Here is a 20,026-nt window from a genome sequence, read left to right on the forward strand (position 1 = left end):
TCTCCTAACAGAATCGGGGCAGGTGATGGGCCAGCTGCTTGCGCCACCACGGCCAGTCGTGAGCTACGTCGTGTCCCCACAGGTCCAGCTCGTGGGGGATGCCCTTCGCCGCAAGGAGGGCGGAGGTGGCGCGGGCCGACGGCAGCGAACCGGTCGGATGCGTCTCCCAGTCGCCCTGCCCGACCGTGAGGACCAGGAAGATCCTGTTGCGCAGCCACTCCAGGTGGTCGCCGTCCAGGTTGGGCAGGTAGTCCACCGGGTTGTTGAAGTACGTCGCGTCGCCGCGCTCGCCCCAGGCGTGCCAGCTGGACGCGTCGTAGTTGCCCGACTGGCAGATCGCGATCGGGAACAGGTCGGCCCGTTTCAGCGCGAAGTTCAGCGCGTGGAAGGCGCCCAGGCTGCAGCCGGTGGTGATGATGTCGGCGGCGCCCGGAGTGTCCCGGCCGATCGTCGGCACCACCTGGTCGAGGATCCACGACTCGTACAGCCCGTGCCGGCGAGCGCGCTCCTCCAGCGGGATGCCGCGGTCGGACCAGCTCACGTGGTCGTAGGAGTCGACGCAGTACAGCTTCACCCGGCCGGCCTCGATCAGGTCCGCCACGGCACCGACCATGCCGTTGTTCTCGTAGTCCCAGGCCCGGCCCTGCTCACTGGGGAAGACCAGGACCGGCCGGCCGTAGTGGCCGTAGCGGATCACCGTGCCCGGACGGTCCAGTCCCGGCGCGTCCAGTTCGACCTGCTCACGTTCCACGCGGCCTCACCCCTTCGCTGTCCTGCCGGTAACCCTCGCACGACTTCAGGCCGGCTGTCTGGTCCCCGCGCGTCCCGCGACCGGTCCGAGCAGGGCGACGACCACAGCGAGTACCGCGACCCCGGCCAGGGCGGCAGGCAACGACCAGACGCTCGACGCGGCGCCGACCGCGGCCGGGCCGAGCAGGAAGCCCAGGTACGCGATCGTGGTGACGGTGGAGATCGCTCCGGCCCGCCGGTCGGGTCCGGCCCAGGCACCGGCCATGCTGATGATGGTCGGCGCGCAGACCGACGTACCGAGCCCCGCGATGCCGATGCCCACGAGTGCCACCCAGGCGTTGCCCGCTGTAGCGGCCAGCAGTGAGCCGACGGCGGCAACGGCGCCTCCGGCAACGAGTAGCTGGGCTGGGCGGAGTCGGGCGAGCAGGGCGTTGCCGCTGATGCGTCCGGTCGCTGCAGCTGCGGCGAAGACGGCAGGTGCAGTCGACGCGAGACCAGGTGCTGCACCCAGCGACGTGTCGAGGTGTACGGCGCTCCAGCTCTGCCAGGCGTTCTCGACGACGTACGCGAGGGCGCAGAGCCCGCCGAAGACCAGCAGGGCCGGCTCAAGCCGCCTCCGCTTGGGCTTGTCTGCCAGCACTGGGACCAACCTGGTTGAGCCGGGGAAGAGCAGCGCCGCTGCGACCAGTGCGATCACCACGCAGACACCGCCCAGCACAGGTAGAGCCCCGGCGCCGGCTGAGCGCAGACCGGCGGTGCTCAGGCTGGACACCACCACGGCGATCGAGAACAGCCCGTGCGCCAGGTTCATCAACGGCTTGCTGGTCTCGGCCTCGGCCGCCGTACCGGTCGCGTTGATTGCCACGTCGGTAGCGCCGGAGGTCACGCCGAGCAGGAACAGGGCCGCACCGAGTGTGACGGCCGAGCCGGCGAAGGCCGGGAGGACCCCACAGGCGCCGAACAGTACGACGACCACCGGGAGCACCACGCCGCCGTACCGGTCGATCAGGTAGCCGGTGAAGCGCATCGAGACCAGGGCGCCGAGGCCGACCATGAGCAGCGCGCCGCCGAGCTGGGCGTCGCTGACGCCGGCCTCCGAGCGGACCGCGGGCAGGATCGCCCCCCACGCTCCCCAGAAGAGTCCGAACGCACCGAAGCCAGCGAGTGTTCTGAGCACCCGCTCTACCCTAGGCGGCCCAGATGCGCTGAAGCAGCTCGATTAGACAGGGGTCGAAGGTGTCGCGCCAGGCGGTGAAGTTGTGCATGTCCGGCGTCTCGTTGAAGTCGACCTCGAGACCGAGCGTGGCCAGGTGGGCGGCCATCACGCGGTTGTTGTGCACGTTCTCCTCCGGCGTCCCGGCGGTCATCGCGAGCTCCGGCCTGCTCGGCGCGGACGTTGCCGCGAGCACCTGGTTCACGAAGCCGGTGACCTCGGCGTAGTACTCGAAGCCGGACTCCTGCGGGTCCGTGGTGAGCGTGAAGAACGAGCCCGACTGGAGGAACAGCCCGGCGAAGGTCCCGGGGTGGTTCCACTCGGCGTACAGGGCGGCGAGTGCGCCGAGGCTCGCGCCCATCAGCACGGGCTGCTTGCTCTTGTACTGCGTGGTGATCACGGGCAGCACGTGGCCGACCAGCGTTTCCGCGTACGACGGGTTGGCGGCGTACCAGAGATTGCGCGACCCCGGGCGGACGAGCGCCAGCCGGAACGGCGGAAGGGTGCCCTCGGCCACCATCGCGCCGGCGAAGTGCGTGAGTCCGGCGTACATGGCGAACTCGGGGCCGTCGTGCGACAGCAGCAGCGGCAGCTCGAACGACGGCGCGATCCCGTCCGGCGCCCAGACCTGGACGTCGACCGGCCCGACCGGCGAGGTCTCGACCGGCAGCGGGGTCAGCCCGGCCGCGATCGGCTCGACCGAGATCCAGGCGGGCTCGACGTACCCGGGCAGTGGCAGCCACGAGTGCTCGCCGAACGCGCCGCCGACCACCCGCGGGTTGGTCGGGTCGGTCCGCATCCCGGCGTCGGCGACGTCGAACAGGTACTCCATCCGGTGCACGCTCGGCCGCGGGAGCCGCAGTTCCCAGCCGTACCCGACCGGTTTGAACTCCAGCTGCTCGGCCGCGAGCCCGAGCTCCTCCCAGAGCCGGACGCCGGGCAGGGCATGCTCGGGGTCGGCGAGGCGGAACACCACCTCGGCCCCCTCGACCGCGCTCTTCACCTCGTCCGGCATCCGACCACGGTACGTCCCACCCCGTGGAACCCCCTCATCGCGTGATCACTGACACACCCTGTCAGTGATTCGGCGTACCGTCGAAACCATGGTCGATCTCGAGGACATCCGCGCCGCGACCGCCGATCTGCCACGCAGCTACGAGGTGCTGGTCCGCGACAGCATCAAGTGGCGGGTCGGGCAGATCGTCTACCTCGCGGTCTCACCGGACGAGCAGACGATGGGCATCGCGTTCCCCAAGGAGGAGCGCGACGCGGCGATCGCGGCCGAGCCGGACAAGTTCTTCGCGCCGAAGCCGTCGGACGAGCGGTTCCGCTGGATCCAGGTCCACCTGGACGCGCTCGACGCCGACGAGCTGCGCGAGCTGGTGCTGGACGCCTGGGGGATGGTCGTCCCGAAGAAGGTACGGGCCGAAGTCCTCCGGTAACCGTCAGTGGCCCTGGGCAACTATCTCCTCCTGGAGGATGAGGCCGGTGCGACCTGGGGGCGACCTCCGTCACAGCGGGATCGTCCTGGCGGCCGATGGAAGACCGTCGGATTCCTTGCAGGCTTGGGGGTATGACCGGAGACTTCCTACCCCGCCGCCGCCAGGCGTCGGTGCTCAGCCAGATCCTGACCGTCCTGCTCGTGCTCGCCGTCGCCGCCGGCGTCTGGTGGGTCCTCTAGGACTCCCACCGGACTTCAGCCTCACCCGGCCGTACGACGCCCGCCTCGTACGCGACGACCACCGCCTGCACCCGGCTCGACAGCCCCAGCTTCGACAGCACGCTGCTGACATGGGTCTTCACCGTCGTCTCGCTGACGAACAGCTTCGCCGCGAGATCACGGTTCGACAGCCCGCGCGCCATCCAGACCAGGACGTCACGCTCACGCTCGCTCAGCTGCGACAGCGCCCCGGTCCACCGGCCCGCGTCCTGAGGCGCCGGCGCGGGCTCCCCGCCGTTCCCGACCTTGCGCTCCAGCTCGACACACCGCTCGAGCAGCACCCGCGTCGACGCCGGGTCCACCAGCGAGTCCCCGCGATGCACAGCCCGTACGGCGGACACCAGCAGATCCGGATCCGTGTCCTTCAGCAGGAACCCCGAAGCACCGGCCCGTACGGCGCTCAGCACGTACGCCTCGTCGTCGAACGTGGTCAGCACCAGGACGGCGGGCTTGCTCTTCCCGGCGGCCTGGTTGGCGCGCGTGATCCGCTCGGTCGCGACCAGCCCGTCCATCACCGGCATCCGGATGTCCATCAGCACGACGTCCGGGTCGAACTGGTCGATCAGCCGCAGCGCCTCCTCGCCGTCCCCGGCCTGCGCGACCGTGGTCAGGTCGTGCTCGTGGTCGAGGATCATCGCGAGCCCGGTCCGGATCACGCCCTGGTCGTCGGCGACCAGTACCCGGATCTGGTCCGTCACCTCTGCGGGGGCAACCATGCCTGCACTCTCCATCCACCCAGGGGTCCAGCGGCCACGGCCAGTGTGCCGCCGACAGCCAGCGCGCGTTCGCGCATTCCGATCAGTCCGTTGCCGCGGCCGCTCTCGCTGCGCCGGGCGGTTTCCAGCACGTTCACCGGTGGCGGCCCACCGCTGCCGTTGTCGTCGATGGTCAGCAGCTCGCCCTGCGGCCCACTCTGCCAGCTCACCTGAGCCGCCGAGGCCTTCGCGTGCACCATCACGTTGGTCAGCGCCTCCTGAATGATCCGTACGGCGGTCAGGTCGGTGGCACTCGTCAGCTCCCGGCTCCGGGTCGGCAGGTTCATCGTGACGTCCACCCCGACGGCCTTGAGCCGGTCGCCCATCCGGGCCACGTCGGACAGGTCCGGCACCGGAGCGGTCTCGGCGCCACCGCCCGGCGAGGCGGTGTTGAGCACCCGGACGGTCTCCCGCATCGCGGTCAGCGCTTCCTTGCCGCTGGTGATGATCCAGCGCACCGCCTCGCGCAGGGCGGCCGGGTTCTGGTCGGCCACCCGGTCGGCGGCCTGGGCCCGGATCACCACCGCGCTCATGTGGTGCGAGACCACGTCGTGCAGGTCCCGGGCGATCCGGGTCCGCTCGGCGGCCGCGACCCGCTCGGCCTCGATCTTGCGCAGCCGGACCAGCTCGGCGTTCCGGTTCTCCAGCACCAGCATCGACTTGCGCCGGCGCAGGGCGTTCGCGCCGAGCAGCACCATGCCGCCGATCAGCGCCTCGGCGAACACGAACAGCGACACGTCGATGTAGCCGTACAGGCTGTAGAGATCGGTCGGCAGGTTGCGGTAGCGCCGGCTGATCACGACGTCGGAGTTGGCCAGGACCAGGGCGACCACGGTCGGCAGCCCGATCATCAGCCCGGCCAGGCTGCCCATCGTGAAGAACAGACAGGTGAACCGCCGGACGCCGCTGGCGGCCGCGACGTACCCGACGACGAGCAGCGGGACCAGGTGGATCTCGGACTGCAGCGCGGCGTTGGCGATCACCGGCTGCCCGAAGACGTCGATGCCCGCCTGCGAGGCCAGGCCGGTGCCGGCCGCGGCGTACACGAAGGGGTAGAGCAGCGCGACGAAGACCAGCGTCGTCCGGGGCAGGCTGCGCCCGACGGCGACGGTGATCACCAGGAAGAGCCCGGTCACCACCGAGACGCTCGGGTTGGCCGGGCGCAACGAGCTGTCGCTGACCACCGCGAGCGCGAGGAACCAGCCGACGCCGATCAGCGCGGCGAGCAGCACGTCCCGCTGCAGCTGCGACATCCCCCGCCAAAGGCTCCACACCTTGCTCAGCGTAGTCGTGAGAGTTATTTACCGGTTCCTTCGCCCGAACGGGCAAAAGCTCCAACTTTAGGACGAGGCCACGCGTCGGACCTGCTACCCAGGTCCGACTTCCGGCCGCGCAGGACGGTCCCTGGGAGGGATGTCACCAGCGCTGTGAACCGAGAGGCTGTACCCCATGAACAACGAGGAGCCACCGCGCCGGAGCCTGTCGGTCCGGGCCCGGTTGCTGTCCGTGACCGGGCTCGCGGTCGTCGCGTCACTGCTGGTCTGGCACGGGCAGGTGGCGGACTTCCTCGGCTTCGACTCGCCGGGGGACAAAGCGCCGGTGATCGGGGGCGCCGGAGCGCCCGACACGAGACTGCCGCGGGCCGACGGCGACGTACCGAGTACGCCGGTCAGCACGCCGGCCGTCACCCCCAAGCCGAAGCCGACCAAGCCGCCGAAGAAGAAGCCGAAGCCGACCAAGAGCCCGAGCACGAGCGACAACGGCGCGTACGACGAGGAGTCGACCGAGGGGATGTCGCCCAAGCTGCGGTCCCGGTTGCTGAAAGCCATGGCAGCCGCGAAGGCCGACGGGGCCACCCTCCGGATCAACTCCGGCCGCCGCAGCGCCGCGAAGCAGCGGCGCCTGCTGGACGAGGCGATCGTCAAGTACGGCTCGTACAAGGCGGCCGTCCGCTGGGTGCTGCCGCCGGAGTTCTCCGAGCACGTGAAGGGCCGCGCGGTCGACATCACGCCCGCGGCCGGCGCGAAGTGGCTCGAGCTGAACGGCTACCGGTACGGGATCTGCCGCCGCTACGACAACGAGCCGTGGCACTTCGAAGCCCTCACCACGCCGGGCCGCAAGTGCCCGCCGCGCGAACCCTACGCACTCGCCGAATAGTCAGGAGCGCCCGATATGACGATGACCCTGCCCGTGACCAGCACCCGGCTGTCCACCCGCCGCCGTACCCGTCCGGTCGTTCCCGCGCTGTGGCGCCAGGTCGTCCGTGGTGGCGCCCGGGAGGAGGATCGTGCCGTGCAGCTCGAGCCCGACCGGTCGGCGTACACGCAGCTGGAGATCTACGACGCGGTGCTGGCCGCCTTCGACCGCCGCGACGAGGTGCTCGACGTGATCGCCGCGGCTCCGGACCGCCACACCGCCGTACGGCGGGTGCGCGCGCTGCTCGCCGTGAGTCAGGGACAGGCGGCCGCGGTCGTGGACCTGCCGCTGCACCGCTTCACGACCGGCACCCGCGACCGGATGCGGCTGCGCGCGACCGAGCTGCGCAAGGCGCTGATCCGCTGAGCGTTCCCTTGCTCTTCTTGTCCGGGCGCGCGCGAAGGTGTGCGGATTTGATCGGGCGAGGAAGATGGTGACGTGATCACTCTCGAGCAGGCGAAGCGGTTGAAGAAGGCCGGCGCGCTCTGGGTGCCGGGCGCGGGCGACCGCTTCGTCGTCCCGGACCGGGAGATGGACGACGACGTGTTCGTGGTCAGCGACATGACCGTCGAGGTGCACGACTACCCCGGCGGCAAGGTGATCGGCTTCAACGGGACCACCGAGTGGGCGCTGGACAGCATCGAGCAGCGCGAGGTGATCTGGCTGCCTCGCGAGGAGCAGCTGCGCACGCTGCTCGGCGGGCAGTTCGTCAGCCTGGAGGCGACCGACGGCGGCTACACGGTGCACACCACCGGCGGGACGACGACCGGCCCGGACGCCGAGCAGGCGTACGCCGACGCGGTGCTCGAGCTGCTGGAGTGACTCAGCTCAGCGGGTCGGCCGCCAGTACTGCTTCTTGTCCTGGTCCCGTACGACGTAACCGAGCTTGGCGATCTCGCCGCGGAGCTCGCGCAGGTCGTCCTTGGAGTCGGAGGCTTTCGCCCGGGCCCGCAGGACGGCGTTGACGGCCGGCGGCAGCTCCGGGTCGTCCTCGACCCAGCGGCGGAAGCGGTCGCCGTACGGGTCGCCGCCGTCGGACCACGGGTAGCCGTGGGCGCGGAACGCGGCGCCGATCTTCGGGGTGTCGCCCTTGAGCTGGTCGTGCTTCTCGCGGGCCAGCTCGCCCGAGTCGCGGTCCTGGAGGACGAGCTCCTTGCCGTCCAGGAAGACCGCGGCGACGCGGTCGCGCGGGACGAGCGTGGTCTTCTCGTTCTTCAGCAGCTCGACGTCGTTGTTCGTGACCGTGATCCGCAGCGTGTCGTCCATCGCGATCGCGCCCAGCACGAAGCCGGCGACCAGGCCGACCGCGATCGTGATCAGCTGCACCCACCAGGCGTCCCAGCCGGCGAGCGTCTCGAACAGGCCCTGCCAGGGGACCCAGCGCAGCCCGGCCGCCCAGTCGGCGATCCGCGGCAGGAAGAAGCCGAGCGCTCCACCGAGCAGCGGCAGGCCGCCGTACAGCAGCACCTTGTCGGTCGCCGAGTGCCCGACCACCGTCTTGGTGTTCGTAGGCATGGTCCTGCTCCCTTGGTCGCGGATCGTCACCGGTGATCGACGCTAACAGCGCGCCACGCCGGGGGTCAGCCGTTGAGACGGTTCGCGATACCGAAGTCGGTGCCTGCGAACCTGGTCGAGACCAAAGTCGCAGTACGAGGAGGAGTTCCGCATGGCTGAGGGAATCTGGTTGCGCTTCCTGTCCGGGCCCGAGATCGATGCGCTCGGTCTCACCCGGACGGAGATCGTGGACGCCGTCGAGGAGGCGGTCCGCGACCACGGCGAGGGGCAGACCGCCTTCGAGCCGCGGGTGCACCTGGTCCCCGACAACGGCGGGATCGGGCACTTCAACGTGCTCCGCGGGCATCTCAACCGGCTCGGCGAGCACGGCGTCAGCGGGGTCAAGGTGGTCGGCGACTTCGTCCCGAACTACCAGGTCGGACTGCCGAGCGAGCTGGCCGTGGCGACGCTGTTCGACCCGACGACAGGTGTTCCGCTGGCGATCCTGGACGCGACGATGATCACCGCGGCGCGGACCGGCGCGATGACGACGGTCGGGGCGCGGCACCTGGCGCGGCGGGACAGCAAGATCCTCGGGCACGCGGGAGCACGCGGTACGGCGTGGTGGAACGTGACGATGCTGGACGACCTGTTCGACCTGGACGAGATCCGGGTGACGTCGCGGCGGCCGGAGTCGCGGGAGAAGTTCGCCGCGGAACTGTCGGCGGAGCTGTCGACGCCGGTTCGGGTGGTGGCGACGGCTGAGGAGGCGTTCGACGGCGCGGATGTCCTGGTCGAGGCGACGCGGTTGAACGAGCCGGAGGTGTTGTTGCGGACGGCGGCGGTGAAGCCGGGGGCCTTTGTCGTGCCGTACGGGACGGTGAGTGCGGTCGAGCTGGATCTGCTGGACGTGATCGACAAGGTGGTGGTCGACGACTGGCGTGAGGCGCAGTCCGGGCGGTTCGGGGCGCTGCGTCGGCATGTCGACACGGGACGGTTGTCGCCGTCGACCTTGCACGCGGAGCTGGGCCAGATCGTCGCCGGTCAGAAGCCTGGTCGGGAATCGGACGCCGAGCGCACACTGCTCTGGCACCGGGGTCTCTCTCTGCTCGACGTCGCGATCGCCCACCTGATCCTGCGCCGGGCCGAGGAGTCCGAGGTCGGCACGATGCTCAGGTTCCACTGATGCTGATCGAACGCCCGGAGGACCTGACACTGACGTCGCCAGGCCCGCTGGAACTTTCCCCTGCCCTGCTGGCCTCCCTCCGCACCAACCGCGACCGCCTGCTGTCGGCGTTGTCCTCCGGGGCTCCCGTCTACGGGGTGAACACCGGCATGGGCGCCATGAGCAAACGCCGGCTGGACGAACCCGAACAACGGGTTCACCAGCGCAACCTGCTGCTCGGCCGTGCGGTTGGTGGTGCCCCGTGGCTCCCGTACGCCGAGGCTCGCGCGGTGGTCCTCGCCCGGCTCCGCACTTTCCTCACGGGCGACGCGGGAGTCTCGGCCGAGCTGTGCCAACAACTAGTTGCTCTCCTCAACAGCGGTTACGTGCCGGCGATCCCGCTGGAGGGAGCAGGCTCGGCGGGGGAGATCATTCCGCTGGCCCACGCCGCAGGCCCGCTGGTAGGCATCGGCACCGTCGTGGACGCCGAGGGCAACTGCTACCCCGCGGACCACTTGCTCCGCGCCGCCGGAGGCGGCAGCGGTTCGGGGGATGCGGGCTCCCTCCTCTCCTCTTCTTTTGAGTTGGGGCCCAAGGAGGGGATTGCTTTGTTGGCTGGGGTTCCTGGGGCTACTGGGCGGGTTTGGTTGCAGGGTGAGCCCTTGGCTCGGTTGGTGGGGCGGATGGGGGAGGTGGCTGCGGGGGGCTTGGCTGTGGTGGGGGCCAGTCGGGATCCTTATGAGGCTCGGGTGGGGCGTGGTGACGAGTTGCTGGCTGGGGAGCAGGCGAGGATTCTTCAGCTTGCGGGAAGTGAAAACTCGCCGGGTGCGCTGCAGGCGCCGGTTTCGTTTCGGGTGGCGGGACAGGTGGTCTCGCATGTCAGGCGGACGGTTGTGCGGCTGACGGAAGCGGTTGACCGTGGACTGGACGGGGTGACTGATTCTCCGGCGTTTCTGGACGGCGAGTTCCTGGGGACGGCGGGGTTTCACGGGATCGACCTCGCGGCGCACTGCGATCACGTGGTGGCCGCGCTGACGCATGCGGCGGAGGTGTCGACGGCTCGGATTCATCGGCTGCTCGATCCTGCGGTGACAGGACTGCCCGCGCAACTGGCGCGAGTGCCCGGACCGCAGGCCGGTCTGGTGTCGGTGCACAAGCGCGCCGTCGCGACGACGCACGCGCTCCGTCGGCTCTCGTTGCCTGCGGCAATCGGTGCGATGGAGACGTCCAACGGGCAGGAAGATGTTCAGGCCTTCACCTGGGAAGCGGCCGGCAACCTCACAACGGCGGTTCGGTTGGCGCGCGAAGTCGTTGCGGCTGAGTTGCTGGTGGTGCATCAGGCGTTCGCGTTGTCCGGGCGTGAAGTGCCCGCGGGGCTGCGGGAGCTGCACGCCGCCGTACAGGCGGTGGTGCCGCCGATCGACGCGGACCGGCCGTTCGGTCTTGATCTGCAGGCGATTCTCGACCACGTGATGTGAGTGCTCACGGCAACTGGTTGTTTGCTCTCGGTGACCACGGGTACCCGTCCGTCGTACACAAGTTGCCTTCGACAAGCAGAACGGGGATGAGCCAGATGAGCACCGCGCAGGAACTGGAACGCACCATCGGGCAGGACGTCTACGACGTGGAGGGCCAGAAGGTCGGCACCGCCGCGAACCTGTACGCCTCGGACCAGTCCGGTGAGCCGGAGTGGGTCACGGTGAAGACCGGCCTGTTCGGCAGCAAGGAGTCGTTCGTCCCGCTGGCCGGCGCCCACGCCGAGCAGGACGGGCTGCACGTCGGGCAGCGCAAGGACCTGATCAAGGACGCGCCGCGGATCGACGACCAGGGGCATCTGTCGGAGGCCGAGGCGAGTGAGCTGTACCGGCACTACAGCATGCAGGCCGGGATGACCGGCGGAATGATGCAGCCGGGGCAGGACATGGGGACCGGTAAGACCAAGGACATGAAGGGCGCCGGTCGTGAGGAGATGATCCGCTCCGAGGAGCGGTTGCGCGCCGGCACGGAGACGGTCGAGACCGGCAAGGTCCGGCTGCACAAGCGGGTGGTGACCGAGGAGCAGCAGGTCACGATCCCGGTCAGCCACGAAGAGGTGCACGTGGTCCGCGAACCGATCGAGGACGGCCGCACCGGTGGAAAGATCGGTGAGGAGGACGTCGAGGTGACGCTGCACGAGGAGCGCCCGGTCGTCGCCAAAGAGACCGTCGCGGTCGAGCGGGTCGGCTTGGACACGGAGACCGTGCGCGAGGAGCAGCAGGTCAGCGAGAAGGTCCGCAAGGAACAGGTCGAGGTAGTCGACGACGCGGACCCGAAACACCGGAAGCGCTGATTCAGCGTCCGTCGGCGACCATGCGGCCGAAGAGGTCGCCGACGGCTGAGGCCGCACCGGCCGGGAAAAGCTGGGAGTGCGCGGGGCGCCGGGGGTGCGGGGTCCGGGAGGTGCGCGGGGCCGGGGGTGCGGGGGCCCGGGAATGAACTGGGCGGGGAGTGCGGGGCCGGGGTGCTTGGACGGGCATCTCCGGCCCCGCTTTTGTCAGCTGTGGGTTGCTGTTACGTCGTACAGGGTGGTTTGGCCGTAGTTGCTTGAGTCGCAGGGGGTTGAGTTCGTGCAGTTGGCTTGGGTGTAGACGCCGGCTTTGAAGTAGCCGGTGGTGAAGCTGACCGGGATCGTGGTCTGCAAGGTGCCGTTGTAGTAGGCCTTGATCGAGCCGTTGCTGACGACGAACTTGGCTTGGAAGCGGGTGCCGAGGACGTAGTTGCTGGTGATCAGTTTGTACTTCGTGTCGTTGTCGCGGGTGACGTACAGGCTCGAGCCGTCGAGCCGGAAGGTCGAGCGGTCGTTGCCGTCGTGGATCTGGCCGGCGACGACCTGGCGCTTGGTGTTCGGGAGGTGGTCGATCGACTGGTCGATCACCAGCGTGTGGGTGCCGGAGTTCGACGACCACTTGATCTCCGTGGTGCCGTTGCTCTCCATCTCGCGCAGCTCGGAGCGGGCGTAGCTGGTGTTCGGCGTCGTCACGCCGTTGACGGCGTTGCGGAACTGGACGCCGCTGCAGGACGAGTTCGGTTTGAACCACGGGTTGACCACGTACGTGTTCAGCCGCGGCCGGGTGATCTGCAGGACCTGGGTGCCGGACTGGTTGGGGTCGTCGAGCGGGAGCTGCAGCTTCCAGCGGCTGAGGTTGAGCACCTCGGCCGGGTAGGTGCAGGCGGGTGCGGCGGTCGCCGTACCAGCACTGGTCAGTACGGCGGCGCCGGCGGCGAGGGCGGCCAGAAGGGCAAGGGGGCGGGTACCACGCATGGTCGAACTCCTTCGTGGGGGCGGTTTATGAGGCCTTGCAGAACCTCCGGGTCAGAACCACTGGGTCTTGTCCACGACGTTGATCAGGTCTTGGCCGGCGACGAACCGCCGGCAGTTCTCCACCAGTACGGCGTACCGGCGCTCGTCGGCGTGCGGCCCGGCGCCTGCGACGTGCGGGGTGAGGACGACGTTCGGCCGGTGCCACAGCGGGTGGTCGGCGGGCAGTGGCTCGATCTCGTAGACGTCGAGCGCGGCGCCGCGAAGCTCTCCGGCCGCCAGTGCGGCGTCGAGGTCGTCGAGCCGGACGGTCGGGCCGCGACCGACGTTGACGAAGAACGCGGATCGCCTGCACTGCTTCAGGAATCGAGCATCGACCATGCCTTCGGTGTCGGGGGTGTGCGGCACCGTCAGGATCACCAGGTCGGCTGCGGCCAGCTGCGTGTTCAGGGTCTCGGCCGGGTGCACAGCGCTGAAACCAGGGGCCTCTGCCCGACGGGCGTCGACGCCGATCACCGTCGTACCGAAGGCTGACAGCAACCGACCGATCTCCGCACCGACCGCGCCGACGCCGATCACCAGAGCGGTTGCCTCGGACAACGGGACGACCGAGGCCGGGTCCCAGTCGGGGTTCCACTCCGCGCGGGCCTGGTCCTGGAGGTAGCGCGGGAGGCCGCGGGTCAGCGACAGGATGAGCGCGAGGGTGTGTTCGGCGACATGATCGGTGTACGTCGCGCGCATGTTGGTGACGATCAGCGGGTGGGCGACGAGCTCGGGGTAGTAGAAACCGGGTGGCGGACCGGCTTGCTGCGCTTGGAGCCATCGGAGTCGGGTGGTCGCGGCGAGAAGCTCGGCCGGGAGGACACCGTAGGCGGCATCGGCGGTGCGGAGAGCCTCAGGGGTTGGTGTGAGGACGGTAAGTCCGGGGACGTCCGCCATCAGACGATCGGCCCAGTCGGCAGTGCCGGGGAGCAGGACCAGCTTCATGCCGATCTCCCCTGGGCGGCCTCGAAGACCTCGTGCTGCAAGGGTTCTCCCGCGACGTACCGGGCCAGCTCTTCGGCCATCAACCGCCCGTGGCGGCGGCGTTCGGTGTTCAAAGTGCCGGCCAGGTGCGGCGTGACCACCACGTTGGGCAGCGTGAAGAGCGGCGAGCCGGGGAGCGGCGGCTCAGGGTCGGTGACATCCAGTACGGCGAACAAGTCCGGGCGTTCCTGCAGCACAGCGACCAGCGCGTCCTCGTCGATCAGAGCCCCGCGGGCGGTGTTGATCAGGGTCGCGTCGGGCTTCATCGAGCGGAGGACGTCGGTGCCGACGACCTTGCGGGTCGCGGGCAGGACGGGGGCGTGGAGGCTCACCACGTCCGAGGTGGCGAAGAGTTCTTCGAGGGAGACCTGACGAACGCCCAGCGACTTGGCGACCGCCGGGTCGACGTACGGGTCATAGGTCTGGAGGACCAGGTCGTGCCGGCCCAGCAAGCGGGCGGTCGCGCGGCCGGTGGCGCCGAGGGACATCAGGCCGACGACCGAGCCGTTCGCGCCGAGTTCGTTGGTGGCTCGGGGCAACGATTCGCCCAGGGAGCGGCTGCCGAGAACGTAGCGCCAGCCGTGCTTCAGTGCGTAGAGGACCTGCGCGAGCGTGAACTCGGCGACCGACGCCGCGATGACCTCGTTGGCCGTCGTGACCCGGATGCCACGAGCCCACGACTCGGGCGTCACGATCGAGCGGACCGAGCCGGCGCCGTACAGGACGAGCTGCAGCCGGGGTGCCGAGGCCAGGAGTTCGGCGGTGAGCTGTGGGCCGCCCCAGGAGGTGACGAGGACGTCGACGTCCACCAGCAGGTCGGGCGTCAGGTCGGCGGGCGCCAAGGGAGGTGCCGTGATGCGAAGGTGCTTCTCGAGGGCGGCGCGTTCGTCGTCGCCGTAGACGTCGGGGAAGCGGGCCAGGTCCATCACGTAGAGACCGTTGAGCATCAGTTGACCTCCTGGACGGCCGCGCGGATCGCCGCCTGACGGGCCGGTGAGGCCAGTCCGGCATGGTAGTAGCGCACCTCGCTCGCACCGGCCGCGACCAGCCGATCGACCAGCCCCGGCAGCTCGTCCGGACGATCGCCGAGAGCGTTGACATTGGCAACCAGCGGTACGTCGGTGCGAGCCGCCTTGAGCCGCGCGATGGCAGCCTCCGGTTCGTCCCAGCACTTCAGGGTGTACGCCGTGGGGGATGCGGAGGTCAGGTTGAGCCCGACGTCAGGCCCGGTGACCTGCGGATCGTCCGTTGCCATCAGCAAGATCTCACGGCCGCCGGCCAGTTCGGTGTTGTCGCGGACGAGCCCGCTGATCACCGTGGAGCGGTGCTCGAAGAGGGCCTTGGCCAACGAAGGGCCCAGGGCATCGATCAGGTTGTCACCGGCAAGGACACCGTCCTGCAGTTCATGGTCGACCAGCCGCCGGATCCGTGCGGACAGGTCGTCGGCGTCCAGGATCTCCGAACAGGCGGAGCAGACGCAGATCGACAGCAGATCCCGCGCACACGCCGACAGGTCCGCGCCGCCGGTCTTCTCGTGCGCGCTCAAGTGGTCGAACCCGAGCCAGCCGCACGCCTCCAGCATCAGCGCCGGTACGTCGTACTGGTCGCAGACCTCGCGGACCAGCATCAGCGCGTACTCGCGGACGTCGGGCTGCGCCGGGCAGAGCGCGTGCGCGAACCGTTCGCCGTACGCGTTGCGCACGGTGAGATCCGGCGCGGACCGGCCGAGGACCGACGAGTGCGTGAGCACCATCCACGCCTCGGTCCGCAGGCCGGCGGCGGTCAGCGCGGCGGACGCCGTACCGAAGCGGTCCTCGTCCTCGACCGCCCACGTCGGCGCCGGCGGCCGAAGCCTTCCGCTCCAACGCTCCGGCCGCAGCCGGAAGTAGGCCGCCGCGTGCCCGGCGTGCACAACCCGGTGCCGCGGATGCCAGGCGGTCGTCGCCCGGACCGAGTGGTACGCCGCCTGCAGCGTCACCGTGTCGACGCCGAGCGAGGCGATCCGCGCGGCGCCGGCCGGATCGCCGATCAGGTCCCACGTGTAGGCGAAGGCGCCGTGCCTCACCACCGCGGGATCACCGGGTCCCAGTCCGGCTGGACGGCGCGCATCGGCGTGATGTCGTCGCGGGTGTCGAACCCGCACTTCTCGTACTGCTCGGCCAGCCGGGCGAGCGCGTCCAGGTCAAGCTCGACACCGAGACCCGGGCCGTCCGGCACCTTGACCGCGCCGTCCTTGAAGCTGAGCACGCCTTTCTGAACGACGTCCTCGACCAGGTACGGGTAGTGGGTGTCGCAGTCGTAGGTCAGTTCGGGCGTCGCGCCGGCCAGGTGGGTCATCGCGGCCAGGCTGATCCCGAGGTGCGAGTTCGAGTGCATCGACAGGCCGATCCCGAACGTCCGGCAGATCCCCGCCAGCTCACGGGACCGCCGCAGCCCGCCCCAGAAGTGGTGGTCGGACAAGATCACCTGGACCGCGTCGACCAGCACCGCGGGCTTCACGTGCGCGAACTCCGTCACGCACATGTTGGTTGCCAAGGGCATGGAAACTGAGCGGGCGACCGCGGCCATCCCGTCGATCCCACCGGTCGGATCCTCGAGGTACTCCAGGACACCGTCCAGCTTCTTGCCGACGGCAATGCTGCTCTCGACCGTCCAGCCGGCGTTCGGGTCCAGCCGGAGCGGGTGGTTCGGGAACTCGTCGCGCAGGGCAAGGATCGCGTCGGCCTCGTCCTGCGGCGGCAGCACGCCGCCCTTCAGCTTGAGCGACTTGAATCCCCAGCCGTCGACCATCGCGCGGGCCTGCGCGACGATGCCCTCGGCATCCATCGCCTCGCCCCAGGCATCGGTCGGGTAGTCCGGCAACGGTGTGTGCGCGGCCGGCTTGAAGAACAGGTAGCCGCTGTACGGTACGGCGTCGCGGACCTTGCCGCCGAGCAGGTCGACGACCGGCCGGCCGAGCGCCTTGCCCTGCAGGTCCCAGCACGGGATCTCGAACGCCGACAGCACGGTGGAGATGGTCTTCTCGTCGCTCGCCTCTCCGACCAGCCCGTGCGTGGCCGGTCCGGCGCTCGCACCGAGCGTCTCGCGGATGATCCGCTCCAGCCCGTTGAGATCGAGGACGTCGAGGCCGGTGAGCCGCGGGGCGACCTTGCGGAGGGCATTGAGAATCGCCAGGTCGCCGTACGTCTCGCCGAGACCGGTCAGGCCCTCGTCGGTGTGCACCTGGAGGACGGTGCGCAGCGCGTAGGGCTGGTGCACGCCGTGGATGTTGCGCAGCGGCGGGTCCTTCATCGCGATCGGCGTGAGGTTGACGTCGGTGATCTTCATGCGGCGCCCTTCCGGACGACGGTCAGTCCCTGCTCGAGGATCTGGTCGAGCTCTTCCAGGTGCTCGGGCAGCGGGTCGGTCAACGGCGATCGGACCGGTCCGACGTCGACGCCGCGTCGTCGTACGGCGGCCTTGACCAGCGAGACGGCGTACCCGGCGCCCTTGTCGCGGAGCTTGACCAGCGGGAGGTAGAACTCGGTGAGCAGCTCGTCGAGGCCGGCCTCGTAGGCGTGCGCGATCTCGGGAGCGAAGCAGTGCACGGCCGAGGAGTACGCCTTCACGCCGACCGCGGCGTACGAGCGGGCGGTCACCTCGGCGGTCGGGAGCCCGTTGAAGTAGGTCAGATCCGGCGCGACGGCCATCATCCGCTGCAGCAGGTCGAGATCGCCGATGCCGTCCTTGAAGCCCTGGACGCTGGGGATCCGCGCGAGCTCGGCGACCGAGTCCGGGGTGAAGACGGCGTTGTCGCGCTGGTAGGCGATCAGTGGCAGGTCGGTCGACGCGGCGAGCCCGCGGAAGTGGTCGAGCAGGCCCTGCTGCGAGGGCTTGATCAGGTACGGCGGGAGGACGAGCAGGCCGTCGGCGCCGGCGTCGCGCGCCGCGGCGGCGTACTGCTTGGCCATCGCGGTGCCGTAGCCGGTGCCGGCGAAGACCGGGAGCGCGCCGGCGGTCTCGGCCACCGCGGCGCGGACCGCTTCGGCGTACTCGTCGAGGGTGAGCGAGAAGAACTCGCCGGTGCCGCAGCAGGCGAAGATCGCGGCCGGGCCGGCGTCGATCTGGTGCCGCAGGTGCTCGCGGTACGGCCCGAGGGCCAGCTCGCCGGCGGCGTCGAACGCCGTCACCGGGAAGGACGAGAGACGGTCCAGCTGCATGGAATCACCTTTCGAGGACCTCGGTAAGCGCTTGCCGATCGACGGTAGTCTGTGCTTGCGGTGGTGGCAAGAGGTTGTCTGAAAGCGATTTCAGATCGACTGATGCATTCCGTTGAGTGAGCGCCGCGGTTAGCCTGTGGCCTTGCCTGCAAGCGCTTTCTCGTCGAGGGGAGGACCGCCGTGCCGAACCGTCCGGGCCGGCCACCGCGCGTCACGATCAGCGACGTGAGCACGGCGGCGGGCGTCTCCGCCGCGACCGTGTCCCGGGTGTTGAACGGGACCGCGCGCGTGGACGCGTCACTGGTCGACCGGGTGCAGGAAGCGGTCGCGTCGCTCGGCTACCGGCCGAACGCGGCCGCGCAGGGACTGGCCCGCGGCGAGTGGGGGACCATCGGTGTCCTGGTCCCGGATCTGGCGAACCCTTATTTTCCGGACGTCCTGAAGGCGGTCTCCGCGGTGGCGCGGTCGCACGGGCGCCGGATGATGGTGATGGAGTCCGACGAGGATCCCGCGGCCGAGCACGACCTGGTCGAGGACCTGATGCGGTGCTGCGACGGCGTCCTGCTGTGCTCGCCGCGGATGTCGCGCGCTGAGCTGGCGGAGCTAGCCGGGCGGAAGCATCCGATGGTGCTGTTCAACCGGATCGTGCCGGGGCTCGCGGTCCCGTCGATCTCGGTCGACTTCCACGGCGGGATGACTGCTGTGTGCGGGCATCTCGCGCAGCTCGGGCATCGGCGGGCGGCGTACCTGAGTGGGCCGTCGGCGTCGTGGGCCAACGCGGAACGGCTGCGGGCGTTCGAGTCGGCGCGGGCGTTCGGGGTGGAGGTCGAGGTGGTCGAGTGCGGGGCGACGAGCGAGGCCGGGTACGACGCGGTGGCTGGTGTGCTTGCTGGGGACGTGACGGCGATCCTGGGCTACAACGACCTGGTCGCGTTGGGCGCGCTGGCGCGGATGCGGGAGCTGGGGATCGCGGTGCCGGCGGCGTACTCGGTGGTGGGGTTCGACGACATCTCGCTGGAGCGGGTCGCGCACTCCAACCTGACCACGGTGTCCGTGCCGCGGGACGAGCTCGGTCGACGGGCCGGTGAGTTGCTGGAACAGCTGCTGGTGAACGGCGACGACGCCGAGCCGACGTACCTGCCGATGAGGCTTCAGGTGCGCGACACCAGCGGGCCACCGCCGCGATGATTCACGCCGTACGCTCTGCGCATGACGTCGACGCCCGGTGAAGAGGCTGCCGCGCAGTACCCGGATCTCTACCAGGCCGCGACGTACGGACCGGCGACGTTCCGGCACCTCGTGCAGGCGCACCAGCTGGCTTCGTCGACCGAGGCCGCGGCCAGTACGGCGGGCTTCTGGCTGATCCCGGCGCTGTCGGAGAAGTTCGCCGAGCTGCACGGCGGGATCGAGAAGGAGTACTACTGCACGGCCGTCGTCGGCGGGTGCCTGCTGGCCAAGGATCGGATGGTCTACTCGATCCTGAACTCGCCGCCGCCCGAGCTGGTCGACGAGGAGATCGCCTGCAAGGTGATCGCGAAGGAAGCCGGGTACGGGCTGCGTGGCAAGCACGTCGTACAGCAGTTGGAGGAGGCGACCGACCATGCGTACTCCGGGCTGACGCGGGTGATGGTCGCTGCGGATCTGGTCGCGAGCAACGCGCCTGAGGAGGAGATCGCCACTGCCGTCGCGGCGGCGAAGAACGAGATCCTGGTCGTGAAGGCGCGCGTCGAGGTCCTGCTCCAGCGGCAGGCGCGGCTCGAGTACTTCCAGGGTGTCCTGGCCGGCATCGTGCCGACGTTCCTGCTCGTGATCTTCCTGGGCCTGGCCGCGAACGCATGGTGGCGCGGCGCTTTGGTCCCCTCGGCTCTGGTCGCGGCCGTGGCCATGTCCGCCCTGGGCGCGACGATCTCCGTCATCCAGCGGATGTCCAAGGGCTCGCTGGTCATCGACCACAGCGCCTCCCGCTGGCACCGCACCCTCCTCGGCGCCTTCCGGCCAGGCGTCGGCGCGATCTTCGGCTCGCTCGCCTACTTCACCCTCCTGGCCGGCATCCTCGCCGGCGGCTCCGCCGTCGGCACCCCGGCCTCGGTAGCAGTCTTCGCCGTCACCGGCTTCGCCGCAGGCTTCAGCGAACGCTACGCCACCGACATGCTCGACTCCGCCGCCAAACTCATCGGCAAGTAGTCGGACAGGTCGGCACCTCGGATCCA

21 protein-coding genes are annotated in these 20,026 nt (G+C 69.7%); 9 read left to right on the forward strand and 12 right to left on the reverse strand.

Annotation, left to right across the window (positions count from 1 at the left end; genetic code table 11):
* Positions 1–4: 4 nt before the first annotated feature.
* Genes HDA39_RS34610 through HDA39_RS34620 form a run of 3 tightly spaced genes read right to left on the reverse strand, consistent with a single transcriptional unit; the run spans position 5 to position 2,978 of the window.
* Positions 5–751, reverse strand: coding sequence for an alpha/beta hydrolase-fold protein (locus tag HDA39_RS34610; protein WP_184802440.1), 747 nt, complete (start codon positions 749–751; stop codon positions 5–7).
* 45 nt (positions 752–796) lie between these two features.
* A complete protein-coding gene (locus tag HDA39_RS34615; protein WP_184802442.1) occupies positions 797–1,927 on the reverse strand; it encodes an MFS transporter in 1,131 nt (376 codons plus the stop codon).
* A gap of 10 nt (positions 1,928–1,937) precedes the next feature.
* Entirely contained in the window at positions 1,938–2,978 is a 1,041-nt protein-coding gene (locus HDA39_RS34620; RefSeq protein WP_184802444.1) for an alpha/beta hydrolase, read from the reverse strand.
* An 88-nt stretch (positions 2,979–3,066) separates the two neighbouring features.
* Here HDA39_RS34620 and HDA39_RS34625 point away from each other — a divergent pair, with 88 nt between their 5' ends.
* A complete protein-coding gene (locus tag HDA39_RS34625) occupies positions 3,067–3,405 on the forward strand; it encodes an MmcQ/YjbR family DNA-binding protein (RefSeq protein WP_184802447.1) in 339 nt (112 codons plus the stop codon).
* A 235-nt stretch (positions 3,406–3,640) separates the two neighbouring features.
* Here the strand turns inward: HDA39_RS34625 and HDA39_RS34630 are convergent, their stop codons facing one another.
* Complete coding sequence (locus HDA39_RS34630) at positions 3,641–4,381, reverse strand: response regulator transcription factor (RefSeq protein ID WP_337926140.1); 741 nt, start codon at positions 4,379–4,381, stop codon at positions 3,641–3,643.
* Positions 4,378–5,712, reverse strand: a complete 1,335-nt coding sequence (locus HDA39_RS34635) for a sensor histidine kinase (RefSeq protein WP_337926023.1) — start codon at positions 5,710–5,712, stop codon at positions 4,378–4,380. The genes HDA39_RS34630 and HDA39_RS34635 overlap by 4 nt, the downstream gene beginning before the upstream one ends.
* 175 nt (positions 5,713–5,887) lie before the next feature.
* On the opposite strand from HDA39_RS34635, the gene HDA39_RS34640 reads away from it, so the two are divergent.
* From HDA39_RS34640 to HDA39_RS34650, 3 genes are all read left to right on the forward strand, one after another.
* Complete coding sequence (locus HDA39_RS34640) at positions 5,888–6,595, forward strand: M15 family metallopeptidase (RefSeq protein ID WP_184802451.1); 708 nt, start codon at positions 5,888–5,890, stop codon at positions 6,593–6,595.
* A gap of 15 nt (positions 6,596–6,610) precedes the next feature.
* Positions 6,611–7,000, forward strand: coding sequence for a hypothetical protein (locus HDA39_RS34645; protein WP_184802453.1), 390 nt, complete (start codon positions 6,611–6,613; stop codon positions 6,998–7,000).
* Between the two features lie 72 nt (positions 7,001–7,072).
* Positions 7,073–7,456, forward strand: a complete 384-nt coding sequence (locus HDA39_RS34650) for a pilus assembly protein CpaE (RefSeq protein WP_184802455.1) — start codon at positions 7,073–7,075, stop codon at positions 7,454–7,456.
* A 6-nt stretch (positions 7,457–7,462) separates the two neighbouring features.
* On the opposite strand, the gene HDA39_RS34655 is transcribed toward HDA39_RS34650, so the two are convergent.
* Positions 7,463–8,149 carry a YqeB family protein gene (locus HDA39_RS34655; RefSeq protein ID WP_184802457.1) on the reverse strand — a complete coding sequence of 229 codons (687 nt, stop codon included), beginning with the start codon at positions 8,147–8,149 and terminating at the stop codon, positions 7,463–7,465.
* A gap of 151 nt (positions 8,150–8,300) precedes the next feature.
* Between HDA39_RS34655 and HDA39_RS34660 the strand changes: the two genes are divergently transcribed.
* The 3 genes from HDA39_RS34660 (at position 8,301) to HDA39_RS34670 (ending at position 11,622) form a co-directional block, all read left to right on the forward strand.
* Entirely contained in the window at positions 8,301–9,314 is a 1,014-nt protein-coding gene (locus tag HDA39_RS34660; protein WP_184802459.1) for an ornithine cyclodeaminase family protein, read from the forward strand.
* Positions 9,314–10,771, forward strand: coding sequence for an aromatic amino acid lyase (locus HDA39_RS34665; RefSeq protein WP_184802461.1), 1,458 nt, complete (start codon positions 9,314–9,316; stop codon positions 10,769–10,771). The genes HDA39_RS34660 and HDA39_RS34665 overlap by 1 nt, the downstream gene beginning before the upstream one ends.
* Before the next feature lie 86 nt (positions 10,772–10,857).
* Positions 10,858–11,622 carry a DUF2382 domain-containing protein gene (locus HDA39_RS34670; protein WP_238356219.1) on the forward strand — a complete coding sequence of 255 codons (765 nt, stop codon included), beginning with the start codon at positions 10,858–10,860 and terminating at the stop codon, positions 11,620–11,622.
* Positions 11,623–11,826: 204 nt separating this feature from the next.
* On the opposite strand, the gene HDA39_RS34675 is transcribed toward HDA39_RS34670, so the two are convergent.
* Genes HDA39_RS34675 through HDA39_RS34700 form a run of 6 tightly spaced genes read right to left on the reverse strand, consistent with a single transcriptional unit; the run spans position 11,827 to position 17,816 of the window.
* Positions 11,827–12,594 carry a polysaccharide lyase family 7 protein gene (locus tag HDA39_RS34675; RefSeq protein ID WP_184802463.1) on the reverse strand — a complete coding sequence of 256 codons (768 nt, stop codon included), beginning with the start codon at positions 12,592–12,594 and terminating at the stop codon, positions 11,827–11,829.
* A 51-nt stretch (positions 12,595–12,645) separates the two neighbouring features.
* The gene (locus tag HDA39_RS34680; RefSeq protein ID WP_184802465.1) at positions 12,646–13,578 is read right to left on the reverse strand and encodes a D-2-hydroxyacid dehydrogenase; all 933 of its coding nucleotides are present in this window, start codon (positions 13,576–13,578) and stop codon (positions 12,646–12,648) included.
* Positions 13,575–14,564 carry a hydroxyacid dehydrogenase gene (locus tag HDA39_RS34685; protein WP_184802467.1) on the reverse strand — a complete coding sequence of 330 codons (990 nt, stop codon included), beginning with the start codon at positions 14,562–14,564 and terminating at the stop codon, positions 13,575–13,577. The genes HDA39_RS34680 and HDA39_RS34685 overlap by 4 nt, the downstream gene beginning before the upstream one ends.
* Positions 14,564–15,685, reverse strand: a complete 1,122-nt coding sequence (locus tag HDA39_RS34690) for a hypothetical protein (RefSeq protein ID WP_337926024.1) — start codon at positions 15,683–15,685, stop codon at positions 14,564–14,566. The genes HDA39_RS34685 and HDA39_RS34690 overlap by 1 nt, the downstream gene beginning before the upstream one ends.
* Positions 15,679–16,944, reverse strand: coding sequence for a glucarate dehydratase family protein (locus tag HDA39_RS34695; RefSeq protein ID WP_184802469.1), 1,266 nt, complete (start codon positions 16,942–16,944; stop codon positions 15,679–15,681). The genes HDA39_RS34690 and HDA39_RS34695 overlap by 7 nt, the downstream gene beginning before the upstream one ends.
* Complete coding sequence (locus HDA39_RS34700; protein WP_184802471.1) at positions 16,941–17,816, reverse strand: 5-dehydro-4-deoxyglucarate dehydratase; 876 nt, start codon at positions 17,814–17,816, stop codon at positions 16,941–16,943. Before HDA39_RS34700 ends, HDA39_RS34695 begins: the two co-directional genes overlap by 4 nt.
* 180 nt (positions 17,817–17,996) lie before the next feature.
* On the opposite strand from HDA39_RS34700, the gene HDA39_RS34705 reads away from it, so the two are divergent.
* Both HDA39_RS34705 and HDA39_RS34710 read left to right on the forward strand, forming a co-directional pair.
* On the forward strand, positions 17,997–19,004 hold the full coding sequence (locus HDA39_RS34705; RefSeq protein ID WP_184802473.1) for a substrate-binding domain-containing protein: 1,008 nt from the start codon (positions 17,997–17,999) through the stop codon (positions 19,002–19,004).
* Positions 19,005–19,025: 21 nt separating this feature from the next.
* Entirely contained in the window at positions 19,026–20,000 is a 975-nt protein-coding gene (locus tag HDA39_RS34710; protein ID WP_184802475.1) for a hypothetical protein, read from the forward strand.
* Positions 20,001–20,026: the final 26 nt, after the last annotated feature.

The organism is Kribbella italica, from assembly GCF_014205135.1.
GTDB classification, from domain to species: domain Bacteria; phylum Actinomycetota; class Actinomycetes; order Propionibacteriales; family Kribbellaceae; genus Kribbella; species Kribbella italica.